The sequence below is a fragment of the Mycolicibacterium komossense genome (genome assembly GCF_025822605.1).
GTDB classification, from domain to species: Bacteria; Actinomycetota; Actinomycetes; order Mycobacteriales; family Mycobacteriaceae; genus Mycobacterium; species Mycobacterium komossense.
This window is the reverse complement of sequence record NZ_JACKTY010000049.1, coordinates 363,294-378,970: the sequence shown is the minus strand read 5'-3', so window position 1 is coordinate 378,970 and position 15,677 is coordinate 363,294. Positions and strand designations below refer to the sequence as shown.

Genomic DNA, 15,677 nt, shown 5'->3' with positions numbered 1-15,677 from the left:
GCCGGATTGCAGAGTACCGTTCTCACAATCGAAGGGGGCTGCCATGCGGTACTTGAGGAAGGCCATTGCACTCACGGCCGCGGCGGCATTGACCCTGACCGGTTGCTCACGCGAGGTCGACGGCGTCGCCCGACCCGATCCCCATCAGCCCGGGGTCGCGGCAACCTCTGACGGGTTCGGGATCGTCGCCGGGTTCGCCGATGCGCCGGTGCAGTTGGAGATCTTCACCGAACCACAGTGCTCGCACTGCGCCCACCTGCAGGCCACTTTCGGCGAAGACATCAAGCGCCACATCGAATCCGGCGAGCTCTCGGTGACCTATCGGCCGATGACGTTCCTCGACGACCAGTACGAAATCGACTACTCCGCCGTCGTCACCAATGCCCTGTTCCTGGCGGTCGAGCCGTCGACCACGGCAGCGACCTTCCAGAACTTCGTCGAGGACCTATGGGCGAATCAGCAGCTGTCGTCCGTGGACTACACCAATGAGGACTTCGCCGGCATCGCGCGCGAGAGCGGACTGTCCGACCACGTCGTAGCCCGCATCGGCGACGGCGACTCGGCCGTGGACACCGACGAGCTGGCGGCGCAGAACGAAACCCTGTTGTCCGACGAGAGCCCGGAAAGCCCTGGCACCCCAGTGGTTTACAACCTCAAGCAGCACCAAACCGTCGATATCAGCGACGACGCCTGGCTGGATCATCTGCTACAGACCACGTGATCAGCGTGGGCGCTCCAGGCGCTTCTCCAGGAGCGCCAACCCGATCAGGGCCGCGGCCGCAATCAGCCACCCGACCACCGCGATCGACCCCGCGGGCACGATGGCCAGGGCGGCGTTGCGGTGCTGCACCCGGACCAGGTCCGGGTTGGTGGTGTCGTACTCGACGTAGATCCGCATGCCGGTGGCCAATTCGGACGGGTACAGCACCCCGAGTTCGGGCCGGTAGGTCACCCGGTCCGGCGTGACGAACTCGACGGTCGAACGCCGCGGGCCCGCACTGAGCACCTCCGCCGGGGCCACCCCCATGTTGGCTTCGATGGCCAGGTCGTTGCGCCAGGCGCCGGCGACCAGCAGCACCGACTGCAGCGTGACCAGTGTGACCAGAATCAGCACCCCGATGCGGGCCCAGCGGATCAGCCGGCCGGCCTTGGTATGCGAGGTTTCTCCGCCCGGCCCGTGAATCAGCGTGCGCCACAATGCTTTCAGTGAGACAAGCAGGGGTTTCTTCGGTGCGACAGTAGCCATGCGTCAGAGGGCGGCTTTGATCGACGCGTGCAGCCGCCGCAGCGTGGAGCGGTCGGCCTTGACCTCGAGCACCCGCATACCGGTGAACGGTTCGTCAAGCGCCGCCACCAGATCGGCGGCCTCGATCTGCCTGCTTTCGACGTGATAGGCCCGGCACAGGGCGCCGACATCGACGTCGTGCGGAGTGCCGAACACCCGCGCCGAAACATCGGAGAACCGCGGATCGCCCTGCTCGAGCAGTTCGAAGATGCCTCCACCGTTGTCGTTGGACACCACGATCGTCAACTGCTGCGGAATCGGTTCCGTCGGCCCGATCAGCAGACCGGAACTGTCGTGCACGAACGTCATATCCCCGATCAGCGCCACCGTCCGCCCGCCGGACCGCTCATGCGCCAGTGCCGCCCCGATGATCGTGGATACCGTGCCGTCGATACCGGCCACACCGCGGTTGGAGCGGACCTTCACACCAGGCGGCGTCAGGCCCACCAGCGCGATATCGCGGACGGGGTTGGACGCGCCGAGCACCAGCTGATCGCCGTCGCGCAGCGCCCCGGCCACCGCCGCCGCGACGTGCAACCCGGTGGTCAACGGGTGGGCATCGAGTTGGGTGTGCACCGCACGCAGCGCCGCCCGGTTGACCTCGGCGCAGCGGTGCAGCCACGCCGCGTCGGGTGTGCCTGTCGTCACCGCTCTGGTACCGGTGGCCTGGGAGTTACCCGACACATCGGGCCAGCGCGGCCCGGTCGTCAACGCCAGCACCGGCACCGACGGGTCGGCCAGCAGCGCCGACACCGGCCGGTGCAACGTCGGCCTGCCGACCATGATCACCTGCTGCGGATGCAACAACGGCAACGCCAGCGGGTGCAGCGGGTTGGCGGCCACCGGCGCCGTCGGCTCGGCGACGGTGGGCAGCGCGGCCAGGTTCGGGTGCACGCCGGCGCCATGGCCGGCCACGACGACGGTGTCCGGTGTCAGGTCGATATCGACGGGCTGGTCGAAGGTCACCGGCGGAGTGAAGGTCCACGGCCGCTCATTCGGGCGTCCCGGCGGCAGCGAGTTGTCGTGGTTCTGGTCGCGATCGGGTACCAGCGGCTCGCGCAGCGGGATGTCGAACTGCACCGGCCCGGCGTTCGCGGTGCGGGCACCCGTCGCGGCGACCAGAACCCGGCACGTCGCCGACCGCCACTGCGCGGCCAGGGCGTCCATCCGCTCCGGTGATCCCTCGGCCAACCCGAGGCTGATCGTCTCGCGGACCTGGGTGCCGAAAAAGCCGAGCTGTTCCATCGTCTGGTTGGCGCCGGTGCCGAGCAGCTCATACGGCCGGTTGGCGCTGAGCACGATCAACGGCACGCGGGCGTAGTTCGCTTCCACGACCGCGGGCCCGAGGTTCGCCACGGCGGTGCCCGAGGTCATCGCGATGCAGACCGGGCGCATGTCGTCCCCGGTGGACAGGCCGATGGCCAGGTAGCCGGCGGTGCGCTCGTCGATCCGCACATGCAGGCGCACCCGGCCGGCGCGGTCGGCATCGGCCAGCGCGAACGCCAGCGGCGCGTTACGCGAGCCGGGGCACAGGACGACGTCGTGGACGCCGCCACGGATCAGTTCGTCGACGACGATGCGTGCCTGTGCCGTCGATGGGTTCATGTTTCCAGGGTGTCATACCGCAGGAGCACGGAAGAATTTCACGATCTCGGCGTTGACGACATCGGGCCGCTCGATGAAACCGAGGTGTCCGGTATCGGGAATCTCCAGGTAGCGCGCGTTCGGGATGGCTTTGGCGACCTCGGCACCCAGATACGGCGGCGTCACCACGTCGTCGGCGAACCCGATCACCAGCACGTCGGTGGTGATGCGCCGGTAAGCGGCCAGCCGGTCGGTGAACGGGGCGACGCCAAGTTGTGCGCGCGCCCCGGGGGTGGTCTTGATCGGGAACATGGTGAACATCTCCAGCCACTCCCCCGCGACGCGGTCGTCGTTGAGGGTCTTCGGTGAAAAGCTCTCCAACATGCGGACCTTGGCGTGGTACTCCGGCGGCAACTGCACCCCTGAGTCGAGCCGGACGGAGTCGGCCTGGTTGAAGAACGCGCGAGTGCGGTCGAGGCGGCCCCGGGTAGCCAATAGCACCGCCTGACTGACCAATTCGGGTCGGGCGAGCATCAACTCCTGGGCGATGAAGGAGCCCATCGACACCGACACCAGACGCACCGGCCCGCCGACGAGTTCCTCGATCAGGGTGGCAGTGTCGGCGACCATCGTCGCGGTGTCGAAACCGGTTTCGTTCTCGGTGGCGCCGATACCGCGGTTGTCGAAGGTGATCACCCGGTAGCCGGCCTTCTGCAGCGCCGGGACCTGGTGTAGTTGCCAGGTGCGGCCGGCCCCTCCGGCGCCCGCGATGAACAGGATTGGGGCGCCACGGCCACGGTCGTCATAGGCCAGATCTGTCACCCAAAGAAGGTACTTCACGCTTTGGGCGTGCCCGGTCGCGCTGAGCGCTACTTCACACGCCGAAGTCGCGACTTGGTGATGGCCTGGTCCCACAGCAGCAGGGTGGTGGCCTTCAGCGCCATCGCTGTCAACTGTTCCTTGCCGAGCAGCGCGGTGGCGGCCGCCTTGGTCGCGACGGACGCCTTCGACAGATGCCCGGAATCGAACGGCGGCTGGGGGTCGTATTCGATGACGAGCTGGATGACTTTCGCCTTGGCCTCGCCGCCGATCTGCCCGGCCAACCACAACCCCAGGTCGATACCGGCCGACACCCCTGCCGCTGTCACCAGCCCGTTCGGCGGGTGCTCGGCGACGACGATGCGTTCGTCGCCGACCGGTGTGACGCCAAAGGCCTTGAGCGTGGGCACGGCCATCCAGTGCGAGGTCGCGCGCTTGCCCTTGAGCAGGCCGGCGGCGGCCAGGATCACCGAGCCCGAGCAGACCGACGCCGTCCACAGCGCGCTCTCGTGGGCCGCGCACACCCAGTCGAGCAGGGTCTCGTCGCGGGCATGCTCGAAGGTGGTCATCCCACCGGGCACCAGCAGTAGATCCGGGTCGGGCGTCTCGTCGAACGAATGGGTGGCGCCGACGATCAGTGCACCGGAATCGGCGGTGATCGGGCCGGGTTCATGCCAGACGAATCGGATTTCGGTGTTGGGGAGGTTGCGTAGCACCTCGTAGGGCCCGATGAAGTCGAGCGCGGTGAATCCCGGATACACGACGATGGCGATCTGGGTCATGTGGGCTCCTAAGCAAAAGCGGTGCGGTAGCGGTCGGGCGGGACCCCGACCCGACGAATAAAGTTGCGGCGCATGGTTTCCGCGGTCCCGAACCCGCAGCGGGCGGCTATCGCCGCGACGGTGTCGTCGGTCTCTTCGAGTTGCCTGCGCGCGGCCTCGGTGCGGATGCGTTCGACGTACGCCCCCGGTGCCTCGCCGACCTCTTCGGTGAAGACCCGGGTGAAATGTCGCGGGCTCATTGCCGCGCGGCTGGCCAGGTCCGAAATACAGTGCGCGGCACCGGGTTCGGCTTCGATCGCTTCCTGCACCTGACGGATCGGGGCGCGTTTGGCCCGCGGCATCCAGACCGGGGCAGCGAACTGTGTCTGACCGCCGGGCCTGCGCAGGTACAGCACCAGCCAGCGGGCGACGGACTGGGCGAGCTCGTGGCCGTGGTCATCCTCGACGAGCGCCAGCGACACATCGATACCGGAGGTGACACCGGCGGCGGTCCACACGTGTTCCGAACTGCGCAGGAAGATCGGATCGGGATCGACGTCTACTGCCGGGTACTCGCGGGCCAGCCGATCGGTGTAGGCCCAGTGCGTGGTGGCGCGGCAGCCGTCGAGCAGCCCCGCCTCGGCGGCGAGGAAGGCGCCGGTGCACACGCTGACCACCCGTCGCGCATTCGCGCTCATGGTCCGGATCCAGGCCATCAGGTCGGCGTCGGCTCGGACGTCGTCCTGCCCGCGGCCACCCGGTAGCACGAGGGTGTCGACCGGCACGGTCGGAGCAGGCAGCGGTTGCGCGGCGAACGCCAGGCCAGTGCCCGTATCGAACGGCGCGCCGCCCGACGAGACGACGATGACGTCGTAGCCGGATTCGTCCTTACCTTCGGCTGCCAACTTCAGCGTCGCGGCCGCGAACACCTCCGCCGGACCGACCAGGTCGAGCGCCTGGATTCCCGGGAACCCCAGCAGCAGCACGGAGCGCTTCATGCCTGTCATCGTGGTCCCTGAAGCGGGTGTCGTCTACGCCGCGTACCCCACAGATCAGGACAGGACGGCGTAGCAGGCGCGGATGCGGTCGATCCACCAGTCGCGGCGGTCTGAGGGTGCCCGCAACGCCGCCAGCCGCGCCGGGTCGGGGACGACGGGTCCGACCGGGAGGTGGCCGTCGACTGGGGTGGCCCGCTCGGCGACGTCCTCGACGAACAGCCCACCCGTGCCGAGCCCGCAGGCGTGCCGCAGCGTCGGGAGCGCGCCGGCGGCCGTCAGCCCGACGCCGATGCCGACCGCAGAATCCAGCGCGCTGGATACCACGATCGGCAGATCGATCTGGGCGGCGATCGCCAGCATCTTCGAAATTCCACCCAGTGGTGCAACTTTCAGCACCGCAACGTCGGCGGCCCCGGCCTTCACCACACGCAGCGGATCTTCGGCCTTGCGGATGCTCTCGTCGGCGGCAACCGGGACGTCGACGCGGCGCCGTACCTCGGCGAGCTCGGCCACTGTCGCGCATGGCTGTTCCAGGTATTCCAGCCGGCCGTCGGCGGTCAGCGCACGCGCGGCCGCGACGGCCTCGTCCACGCTCCAGCCGCCGTTGGCATCGACGCGGACGGTCGGGATCAGGGCGCGCACGGCCCCCACACGCGCGACGTCGTCGGTCAGGCTCTGCCCGGGCTCGGCAACCTTCACTTTGGCGGTACGGGTGCCGGGGAAGCGGGCCAGCACGTCGGGCACCTGGTCCGCGCGGACGGCGGGCACGGTCGCGTTGATCGGAACGCTGTTGCGCAGCGTCGGTGGCGCTGGCGCATAAGCGGATTCGAGGGCCGACGCGAGCCAGTGCGCGGCTTCGGTGTGGTCGTACTCCAGGAAGGCGCCGAACTCACCCCAGCCGGCGGGACCGTCGATCAGGGCGACCTCGCGGACGGTGATCCCGCGGAACCGCACCCGCATCGGCAGTGAGACGACGTGGACACGGTCCAGGATGTCGTCGAGCGAGGGCCGCATGGCCCCAATGGTAGGCGCACGACCGATGCAGAACGAGGAACGAGCGATGAGGAGGAGTGCGCCAAATCCCGATAGCGCACGACCGATGCAGAACGAGGAACGAGCGATGAGGAGGAGTGCTGCGGCGACCGGGGCCGCCCGCATTTCGGCTCACCGGGATCGCAATTCGCGACGGCGTCCTGGTGGTGGCGCAATAACACACTCCGCGCCGGTTTGGGCAGGTACATCGCCGGTGTGCGGCGGTGGCCGGCGGCGCAATCCCCGACGTCGTGCACGACGGTTTTCCACGCTTCTGGAACGCCGCCAACCAGCCTTTAGCGTGATTGACCGTGGAGTTAGAGAACCTCGCCGAGCCGACTCCTATTCGGCGCGCACGTGCCGATCAGGCCCGTCTGGTCGCCGATGTGCTGCGCCATCAGATCCACGCCGGTGGATATCCCGACGGCCTGCCACCCGAGGCGACGCTGGCCGCCGACTTCTTCGTCTCCCGCAACACCGTCCGTGAGGCACTGACGACGCTCAAAGACGAGGGCATCATCGAGCGCGGCACCAAGGTGGGCACCCACGTCGCGATCCGCAAATACGACCACGGCCTCGACGCGCTCGTCGGGCTGAAGGAAACCTTCAAGGGTTACGGCGATATCCGCAACGAAGTGCGCGCCGCGATGACGGTGGCCGCGCCGCCCTCGGTCGCCAGCCGCCTGCAGCTGCCCGCCGGTGAGCGCGTTGTCTTCGTCGAGCGCCTGCGTTATCTCGGCGATCTGCCGCTGAGCCTCGACATGACCTACCTGGCCCGCGATATCGGCGAGGCGGTGCTGGAGCATTCGCTGGAAACCAATGACATCTTCGCGCTGATCGAGCGGGTGATCGGCGGTCCGCTGGGGTCGGCATCGCTGGCGGTAGAGGCGGTCCCGGCCGACGCGCATTCCGCGGCCATCCTGGCTGTGCCCGACGGTGCCGCCACGCTGCTGCTTGAGCGCCTGACCCACCTGGACGGCGGCCGGCCCGTCGACCTCGAATACATCCGCATGCGTGGTGACCGAATCACTCTGCGGGGCAATCTATTAAGGGGAAGTACATGACCTTGGTCAACCAACGGACCGACGTTCCGGTGACGATCGACGAGTCACTGTGTATCGACGGCTGCACGTTGTGTGTGGATATCTGTCCGCTCGACTCGTTGGCGATCAATCCCGAAAACGGCAAGGCGTTCATGCACGTCGACGAGTGCTGGTACTGCGGCCCGTGCGCCGCCCGCTGCCCCACCGGCGCCGTCACCGTCAACATGCCCTACCTCATTCGCTGACTTCCTTTACGCAGAAGGACCTTTCATGAAACGTATCGTTGCGATGCTCGCTGCCCTGACGACGGTGCTCGCCGGCTGCTCCCTGGACTCCGCGACACCATCGGCAGACGAGGTCACCGTGGTCATCGGCTACCAGTCCAAGACCATCAACACGGTCACCGCCGGCGCCCTGTTGCGCGCCAAGGGCTTTCTGGAGAAACGCCTGGACGACATCGCCAAACGCACAAACGTCAAGTACACCGTGCAATGGCAGGACTACGACACCGGCGCCCCGATCACCGCCCAGATGCTGGCCGAGAAGATCGATATCGGGTCGATGGGTGACTACCCGCTGCTGATCAACGGCTCCAAGACCCAGGCAGGAGAGCGCGCCAAGACCGAACTGGTATCGGTCACCGGCTATAACGCCAAGGGCGCGCTGAACATGGTTGTGGTCGACCCGACTTCACCCGCCAAGACGCTGACCGATCTGCGCGGTCAGAAGGTCTCGGCCAGCGTCGGCTCCGCCGGCCACGGCACGTTGGTGCGGGCGCTGACCAAGGCGGGCATCGATCCGAAGACCGGCGTGGAGGTGCTGAACCAGCAGCCACAGGTCGGCGCGTCGGCACTGGAATCCGGTCAGGTCGCCGCCCTTGCGCAGTTCGTCGCGTGGCCGGGGCTGCTGGCCTTCCAGAACAAGGCCCGGTTGCTGTTCGACGGCGCCGAGCTGGGTGTGCCCACCTTCCACGGCGTGGTGGTCCGACGCGATTACGCCGCCCAGCATCCCGAGGTACTCGACGCGTTCCTGCAGGCGCAGCTCGACGCCACCGAGTTCCTGCACGACAAGCCGCTGGAATCGGCCCAACTCGTCGCACAGGGCAGCGGGTTGCCGCAGGAAGTGGTGTATCTCTACAACGGGCCAGGGGGCGCGGTGTCGTTCGACGCCACCCTCAAGCCGTCACTGATCGACGCGCTGAAAAGCGATGTGCCGTACCTGAAGTCGATCGGGGACTTCGCTGACCTGGATATCGACAAGTTCGTCGTCGACGGCCCGCTGCGCAAGGCGTTCGCCGACCGCAACCAGAACTACGACACCGCACTGGCGGACACGGCCAATCCGACGCCGATCACCGGCCAGGATCCGGTCTGCAACGTCCCCGTCACCGACCCGGCGCTGGCCGGGGAGCTGTGGATCGACGGACACGACACCACCCAGCCCGCCGCGAACCCAGGCTGCCTGCTCAAGGCGGTCCGCGACGCGAACGCCAAGGGCGAGAAGGTGATCGCCGCGTACGTCCCCGACACCGAGTTGGGCACCCGGTGGTTCGCCGACCGCTCGGTCTGGGTGCAGAGCCCCGACAAGAGCACCGGGGCCTACCTTCCGTTCGATACCGATGCGGGCGCCCAGCGCTATATCGCGACCCACCCGGGTACCGCGGTCGTCGACTACCAACAGGCGTTGGCAGGCGCGGTATGACCACGCAACCGGCGGTTCTCGCCGGCCCGGTCGCCGCCGGGGTCGCCACTTCGAGGGTGGCAGCGGGACCGCGGGGGCGGTGGCGGCCGTGGCGCGCCTGGACGGTGCGGCTCACGTCCGTCGCGGCGGCCATCGCGTTGTGGCAGGTGCTGACCGCAAACCATGTCCGGCTGTGGCTGCGATTCGACACGCTGCCGACGGTGACCGAGATCGCGGGTGCGTTCGGTAGACGTGTTGGCGCCCAGGAGTATTGGCTCGACCTCGGGCAGTCGCTGATCCGGATCCTGACCGGCTTCGCGCTGGCGGCGGTCATCGGGGTGGTGACAGGCATCCTGCTCGGCCGCTCGACAGCGTTCGCCACTGTGCTCGGCCCGCTGACCGAGCTGACGCGGCCCATCCCGGCGATCGCCATCGTCCCGGTGGCGATCCTGCTGTTCCCCAGCGACGAAGCGGGCATCGTCTTCATCACGTTCCTGGCCGCGTACTTCCCGATCATGGTCAGCACTCGCCACGCCGTGCGCGCGCTGCCCACCATCTGGGAGGACTCGGTGCGCACGCTCGGCGGCTCACGCTGGGACGTCCTGATCCGCGTGGTGCTGCCCGGAATTCAGCCCGGTGTGTTCGGCGGGTTGTCGGTGGGGATCGGGGTGGCGTGGATCTGCGTGATCTCCGCCGAGATGATCTCGGGCCGCTTGGGCGTCGGCTACCGCACCTGGCAGGCCTACACCGTGCTGGCCTACCCGGAGGTGTTCGTCGGCATCATCACCATCGGGGTGCTGGGTTTCGCGACGTCGGCGGCCGTCGAAGTCATCGGCAGACGCGCGACCCGCTGGCTGCCCCGCGGTGGGGAGAACGCCCGATGACCGCCGGAATGAGTCTGACCGTCAGCGATCTGGTGCTCAGTTATGGCGGTGCACCGGTGGTGAACCGGCTCGACCTCACGGTGCGGCCCGGCGAAATCATGGTGCTCACCGGGCCGTCAGGCTGCGGAAAGTCGACGGTGCTGCGAGCGCTGGCCGGACTGCTGCGCCAGGATTCCGGGCAGATCCTGGCCGACGGTGATCCGGTCACGACGACCTCGCGCGACCGCGCCATGGTGTTCCAGGACAGCGCGCTGTTGCCCTGGCGCACAGTGCGTTCCAATGTGGAATTGGCCCTGAAGCTGGCCGGTCTGCCGCGAGCGGGCCGGCGCGCCGAGGCGCTGCGCTGGATCGCCGATGTCGGGCTGACCGGGTTTGAGGACTATCTGCCCAAGAGCCTGTCCGGCGGGATGCGGCAGCGCGTGCAACTAGCCCGGGGGCTGGCGGGTAATCCCCGCGCGGTGATGATGGACGAACCGTTCGGGGCCCTGGACGCCCAGACCCGCACCAGCATGCAGCGCCTGCTCATCGAGACCTGGCGCACCCATCCGACGACGATCGTGTTCGTCACCCACGACGTCGACGAGGCGCTGCGGCTCGGCGACCGCGTGGCGGTCCTCGGCCGGGCCGGGCAGCCGCTGCGGGCCCTCGTCGACGTGCCCACCCCGCGCTCCCCCGATAGCGAGCGCACCGCACTGCGGGCAGAAATCCTTGCTGCCCTTGATAATACGGAGCTGATCAGCTGATGGAGATTCCCGAACGCGGCGCCGCGATCCGGCTGGACTGCGACGTGCTGGTGATCGGCGGAGGCACCGCGGGGACGATGGCCGCGCTGTCCGCGGCCGAACAGGGCGCCCAGGTGCTGCTGCTGGAGAAGGCCCACGTGCGGCACTCCGGCGCACTGGCAATGGGTATGGACGGTGTCAACAATGCCGTCATCCCCGGTAAGGCCGAACCCGAGGATTACGTCGCCGAGATCACCCGCGCCAACGACGGAATCGTCAACCAGCGCACCATCTATCAGACCGCCACTCGCGGCTTCGCGATGGTGCAGCGGTTGGAGCGTTACGGCGTCAAGTTCGAAAAGGACGAGCACGGCGACTACGCGGTGCGCCGGGTGCACCGTTCGGGTTCCTATGTGCTGCCCATGCCCGAGGGCAAGGACGTCAAGAAGGCGCTCTACCGGGTGCTGCGCCAGCGCTCGATGCGCGAGAAGATCCAGATCGAGAACCGGCTGATGCCGGTGCGCGTCCTCACCGAAGACGGCCGGGCGGTCGGAGCGGCCGCGCTCAACAGCCGCACCGGGGAGTTCGTCGTCGTCGGGGCGAAGGCCGTGATCCTCGCCACCGGGCCGTGCGGCCGCCTCGGTCTGCCCGCATCCGGCTACCTGTACGGCACCTACGAAAACCCGACCAATGCCGGTGACGGCTATTCGATGGCCTATCACGCAGGCGCCGAACTGTCCGGTATCGAATGCTTCCAGATCAACCCGCTGATCAAGGACTACAACGGGCCGGCCTGCGCCTATGTGGCCAACCCCTTTGGTGGATACCAGGTCAACGCCAAGGGCGAACGCTTCGTCGACTCCGACTACTGGTCGGGTGCGATGATGACCGAGGTCAAGAACGAGATCGAATCGGCCCGCGGACCCATCTACCTCAAGGTCAGCCATCTGCCCGACGAGACGCTGACCGCGTTGGAGAACATCCTGCACACCACCGAGCGCCCGACCCGCGGCACCTTCCATGCCAACCGCGGGCACGACTACCGGACTCACGATATCGAGATGCACATCTCCGAAATCGGTTTGTGTAGTGGGCATTCCGCGTCCGGTGTCTGGGTCGACGAGAACGCCCGCACGACGGTGCCCGGGTTGTACGCCGCCGGCGATCTGGCCTGCGTGCCGCACAACTACATGATCGGCGCGTTCGTCTACGGTGATCTCGCAGGTAGCCACGCTGCCTCCACTTTGGCCGAAGTCACAGCCCCGCAACATCTTCCCGAGGATCAGATCGCGGAGGCCCACGAGCTCATCTACCGTCCGCTGCGTCAGCCGGATGGCCCGCCGCAACCGCAGGTCGAGTACAAGCTGCGCAGGTTCGTCAACGACTACGTGGCGCCACCGAAGACCGCGGCCAAGTTGTCGCTGGCGGTCCAGACCTTCGAGCGGATGCGTGACGAGGTCGCCGGGATCGGTGCCCGCACACCACATGAGTTGATGCGTGCACTCGAGGTGACGTTCATCCGGGACTGCGCCGAGATGGCGGCACGGTCGTCGCTCACCCGCACCGAATCACGGTGGGGGCTCTACCACGAACGGTCCGATCTGCCCCAGCGCGACGACGTGAACTGGCGCTATCACCTCAACCTGCGCAAGACCTCAGCCGGCGGCATGGAATTCCTGAAGCGCCCGGTCGCACCGTATTTCGTGCCGGTGCCGGGGCTCGACGACCTGCCGTCGGCCGATGACACCGTCATCCCGGTGACGGAACCCGCCGCGGTCGCCGGAAAGGCGCCGGCCACCGCCTCATCGCGCGTCACGGCGGCCGCGGTCACCGAACCGCCGTCCCCCCGGATCGCGGCCGTCTTGGCGCTCGAGGCGCCCACTATCGAGCAGCTCGCCGAGTTTCTGTCCGACCCGAATGCCGGGGTGCGGCGCACCGCAGTCGATGCCCTCACCGAATCACTCTGCGACGGTTGGGGTCCCGCTCTGATCGCGGCGCTGTCCGATGAGGACGGCTCGGTGCGGCGGGTCGCGGCCGACGGTATCCGGGAACTCGTCGAAGTGCTGCCCGACCCCGCGTCGGCGACCGCGCTGCTCGAGTCCCCCGATCCCGTGGTGCGCGGGGGCGTCGTCTACCTCCTCAGCGCGCGCAAGGTGGGTGAGGCCGGGCTGTACCGGACCGCGCTGCGCGACCGCGACCATCGGGTGCGGATCGAGGCCGTGCGGGCGCTGGTCTCAGTCGATGACGGCGTCGGTGTTGCGGCCGCGGTGTCCGACGACAACCGGGAGGTCCGGATCGCCGTGGCCAACGGGCTCGGCACCCTGCGCGACGGGATCGAGGTGGTCCGCAAGCTGGTCGCCGATCCGGATCCGCTGGTACGCGCGGCCGCCCTGGCGGCGCTGGGCGACGTCGGCTGCGGTGAGCCCGACCTCGGTGCCGTCGAGCAGGCGTTGACCGAGTCGGCGTGGCAGGTACGCCAGGGCGCCGTTCGCGCCCTGGCCGGTGCGACGCCGTCGGCCGCAGTGCCGTCGCTGTCACGTGCATTGGCCGATCCGCACCTGGACGTCCGCAAGGCCGCGGTACTGACGTTGACCCGGTGGGCGGCATCGGAGAGCGCCGCCCGCGACACGCTGACCGGCGCGCTGGACGACGGTGACGCCGATGTCCGCGCCTATGCCCGACGAGCGTTGAGCAGCCAGCGATGAGTTAACGGCCGGCCCGGTGTCTGTATGAGCGAGACCCGACCTGAGGAGACACCGATGCGCTACATGATGATCATGCGGACCACCGACGCAGCCGAGGAAGCGTCCAAGGACATCCCGTTCGACGAGATGCTCACCACGATGGGCCGCTACAACGACGAGCTGATCGCCGCCGGCGCAATGGTCTCCGGCGAGGGTCTGGCGCCGCCCGAGGACGGCGGCTTCGTCCTCGATTTCGACACCGACCCGCCGACCGTGACCGACGGCGCCTACGGCGAGAAGGCCGCACTGTTCAACGGGTTCTGGATCATCGACGTCGCCTCCAGGGAAGACGCCGCGAGGTGGGCCACGAAGTGCCCACTCGGCCCCGGCGTGAAGCTCGAAGTGCGCCGGATCCCGACGATCGAGGAGTTTCCGCAGGACAACGAGTATGTGCAGAAGGAGAGGAAGTGGCGTAACGAGCAGGAGAAGTAACCGTCGCCGCTGAGTTTGGGCCGCTTGCTGACTAAAACTGCAACACGTTCTAGTGTGGCTGTCATGAGTGATGACCTGCTGCGCCACCCCGTCCACTCCGGCCACCTGCTGATCGGTGCTCTCAAACGGCACAAGGACAAGCCGGTCCTGCATCTGGGCGAGACGACGCTGACCGGCGGACAGCTGGCCGCCAAGATCAGCCAGTACATCCAGGCCTTCGAGGGGCTCGGAGCCGGTTCGGGCGAGACGTCGGGGTTACTCTCGCTCAACCGACCCGAGGTGCTGATGATCACCAGCGCCGGCCAGACCCAGGGTTACCGCCGACTGGCGCTGCACCCACTGGGCTCGCTGGACGATCACGCGTATGTGCTGTCGGACTCGGGGTCGACCACGCTGATCATCGATCCCAATCCGATGTTCGTCGAGCGGGCCATCGGCTTGCTGGACAAGGTGGACACCCTCAAGCAGGTGCTCACGATCGGACCGGTTCCTGCCGAACTCGCCAGCGCGGCAGCGGCCGCGGGATCAGAGGTCGTCGACCTGACCGCCGAGGCGGAGAAGTACGAGCCGAAGCCGTTGACCGCGGCCAATCTCTCGCCCGACCACGTCAACGGGCTGTCCTACACCGGGGGCACCACCGGCAAGCCCAAGGGCGTCATGATGACGAGCCAGGCCACCACCACCATGACGACGATCCAGCTCGCCGAATGGGAGTGGCCCGAGAGCCCGAAGTTCCTGATGCTCACCCCGCTCTCGCACGCGGGCGCCGCCTACTTCCTCCCCACCCTGATCAAGGGCGGCGAGATGCACGTGATGGCGAAGTTCGACCCGGGCGCCGCGCTGGCCTACATCGAGGAGAACAAGATCACCGCGACGTTCGTGGTGCCCGCGATGCTGTACGCCCTGATGGATCACCCGGATTCGCGGACCCGGGACCTGTCGTCGCTGGAGACGGTCTACTACGGGGCCTCCGCAATCAACCCGGTGCGGCTGGCCGAGGCCATCGACCGGTTCGGCCAGATCTTCGCGCAGAACTACGGCCAGTCCGAGGCGCCGATGGCGATCTCGTACCTGGGCAAGAAGGACCACGACGAGAAACGGTTGACCTCGTGTGGGCGTCCGACGCTGTTCGCCCGTTGCGAACTGCTCGATGCCGAGGGCAACGCCGTGCCGCAGGGTGAGGTCGGCGAGGTGTGCGTCTCGGGCCCCTTGCTCTCCGGCGGCTACTGGCAGTTGCCGCAACAGACCGCCGAGACGTTCAAAGACGGGTGGCTGCGGACCGGGGATATGGCCCGCGAGGACGAGGACGGCTACTGGTTCATCGTCGACCGGGTCAAGGACATGATCGTCACCGGCGGCTTCAATGTCTACCCGCGTGAGGTCGAAGACGTTGTTGCCGAACACCCTTCGGTGGCGCAGGTCTGCGTCGTCGGCACCCCCGACGACAAGTGGGGCGAAACCGTCACCGCCGTCGTGGTGCTGCGCGGGGATGCCGCAAGTGACGAGGCTGCCGTCGCGACGCTGACCGCCGAGATCCAGGCATCGGTCAAGGAACGCAAGGGTTCGGTGCAGGTCCCGAAACAGGTCTTCATCGTCGATGCGCTGCCGGTGACCGGGCTCGGGAAACCCGACAAGAAAGCGGTGCGGGCAAGGTTCTGGGAAGGTGCCGGGCGAGCCGTCGGCTGACCGATGC

The 15,677-nt window shown here is 67.8% G+C and carries 15 protein-coding genes; 9 read left to right on the top strand and 6 right to left on the bottom strand.

Annotated elements, in window-relative coordinates; all coding sequences use genetic code 11:
- Positions 1-43 precede the first annotated feature (43 nt).
- Positions 44-721, top strand: a complete 678-nt coding sequence (locus H7J73_RS30915; protein WP_264071626.1) for a DsbA family protein — start codon at positions 44-46, stop codon at positions 719-721.
- On the opposite strand, the gene H7J73_RS30910 is transcribed toward H7J73_RS30915, so the two are convergent.
- From H7J73_RS30910 to H7J73_RS30885, 6 genes are read right to left on the bottom strand one after another with little or no spacing between them, the layout of a single operon-like run.
- On the bottom strand, positions 722-1,246 hold the full coding sequence (locus H7J73_RS30910) for a DUF3592 domain-containing protein (protein ID WP_264071625.1): 525 nt from the start codon (positions 1,244-1,246) through the stop codon (positions 722-724). It lies immediately after the preceding gene.
- Between the two features lie 3 nt (positions 1,247-1,249).
- Positions 1,250-2,890, bottom strand: coding sequence for a 2-succinyl-5-enolpyruvyl-6-hydroxy-3-cyclohexene-1-carboxylic-acid synthase (gene menD / locus H7J73_RS30905; RefSeq protein ID WP_264071624.1), 1,641 nt, complete (start codon positions 2,888-2,890; stop codon positions 1,250-1,252).
- A gap of 12 nt (positions 2,891-2,902) precedes the next feature.
- Positions 2,903-3,691: an alpha/beta fold hydrolase gene (locus H7J73_RS30900; RefSeq protein ID WP_264071623.1), complete on the bottom strand. Its 789-nt coding sequence runs from the start codon at positions 3,689-3,691 to the stop codon at positions 2,903-2,905.
- A 47-nt stretch (positions 3,692-3,738) separates the two neighbouring features.
- Complete coding sequence (locus tag H7J73_RS30895; protein WP_264071622.1) at positions 3,739-4,470, bottom strand: DJ-1/PfpI family protein; 732 nt, start codon at positions 4,468-4,470, stop codon at positions 3,739-3,741.
- A gap of 8 nt (positions 4,471-4,478) precedes the next feature.
- On the bottom strand, positions 4,479-5,447 hold the full coding sequence (locus H7J73_RS30890; protein ID WP_264071621.1) for a GlxA family transcriptional regulator: 969 nt from the start codon (positions 5,445-5,447) through the stop codon (positions 4,479-4,481).
- A gap of 54 nt (positions 5,448-5,501) precedes the next feature.
- A complete protein-coding gene (locus H7J73_RS30885) occupies positions 5,502-6,461 on the bottom strand; it encodes an o-succinylbenzoate synthase (RefSeq protein WP_264071620.1) in 960 nt (319 codons plus the stop codon).
- A 329-nt stretch (positions 6,462-6,790) separates the two neighbouring features.
- Here H7J73_RS30885 and H7J73_RS30880 point away from each other — a divergent pair, with 329 nt between their 5' ends.
- The 8 genes from H7J73_RS30880 (at position 6,791) to fadD8 (ending at position 15,670) form a co-directional block, all read left to right on the top strand.
- Positions 6,791-7,543, top strand: coding sequence for a GntR family transcriptional regulator (locus H7J73_RS30880; RefSeq protein ID WP_264071619.1), 753 nt, complete (start codon positions 6,791-6,793; stop codon positions 7,541-7,543).
- Complete coding sequence (locus H7J73_RS30875; RefSeq protein ID WP_264071618.1) at positions 7,540-7,767, top strand: 4Fe-4S dicluster domain-containing protein; 228 nt, start codon at positions 7,540-7,542, stop codon at positions 7,765-7,767. The genes H7J73_RS30880 and H7J73_RS30875 overlap by 4 nt, the downstream gene beginning before the upstream one ends.
- A 25-nt stretch (positions 7,768-7,792) precedes the next feature.
- Positions 7,793-9,223 carry an ABC transporter substrate-binding protein gene (locus H7J73_RS30870; RefSeq protein ID WP_264071617.1) on the top strand — a complete coding sequence of 477 codons (1,431 nt, stop codon included), beginning with the start codon at positions 7,793-7,795 and terminating at the stop codon, positions 9,221-9,223.
- Positions 9,220-10,086 (top strand): ABC transporter permease, encoded by an 867-nt coding sequence (locus H7J73_RS30865; protein WP_264071616.1) that lies wholly within the window; start codon positions 9,220-9,222, stop codon positions 10,084-10,086. The genes H7J73_RS30870 and H7J73_RS30865 overlap by 4 nt, the downstream gene beginning before the upstream one ends.
- Complete coding sequence (locus H7J73_RS30860) at positions 10,083-10,829, top strand: ABC transporter ATP-binding protein (RefSeq protein ID WP_264071615.1); 747 nt, start codon at positions 10,083-10,085, stop codon at positions 10,827-10,829. The genes H7J73_RS30865 and H7J73_RS30860 overlap by 4 nt, the downstream gene beginning before the upstream one ends.
- Positions 10,829-13,513: a fumarate reductase/succinate dehydrogenase flavoprotein subunit gene (locus tag H7J73_RS30855; RefSeq protein ID WP_264071614.1), complete on the top strand. Its 2,685-nt coding sequence runs from the start codon at positions 10,829-10,831 to the stop codon at positions 13,511-13,513. The genes H7J73_RS30860 and H7J73_RS30855 overlap by 1 nt, the downstream gene beginning before the upstream one ends.
- A gap of 54 nt (positions 13,514-13,567) precedes the next feature.
- Positions 13,568-13,984, top strand: coding sequence for a YciI family protein (locus tag H7J73_RS30850; protein ID WP_264071693.1), 417 nt, complete (start codon positions 13,568-13,570; stop codon positions 13,982-13,984).
- Between the two features lie 63 nt (positions 13,985-14,047).
- Entirely contained in the window at positions 14,048-15,670 is a 1,623-nt protein-coding gene (gene fadD8, locus H7J73_RS30845) for a fatty-acid--CoA ligase FadD8 (RefSeq protein ID WP_264071613.1), read from the top strand.
- The last annotated feature ends 7 nt before the right edge of the window (positions 15,671-15,677 follow it).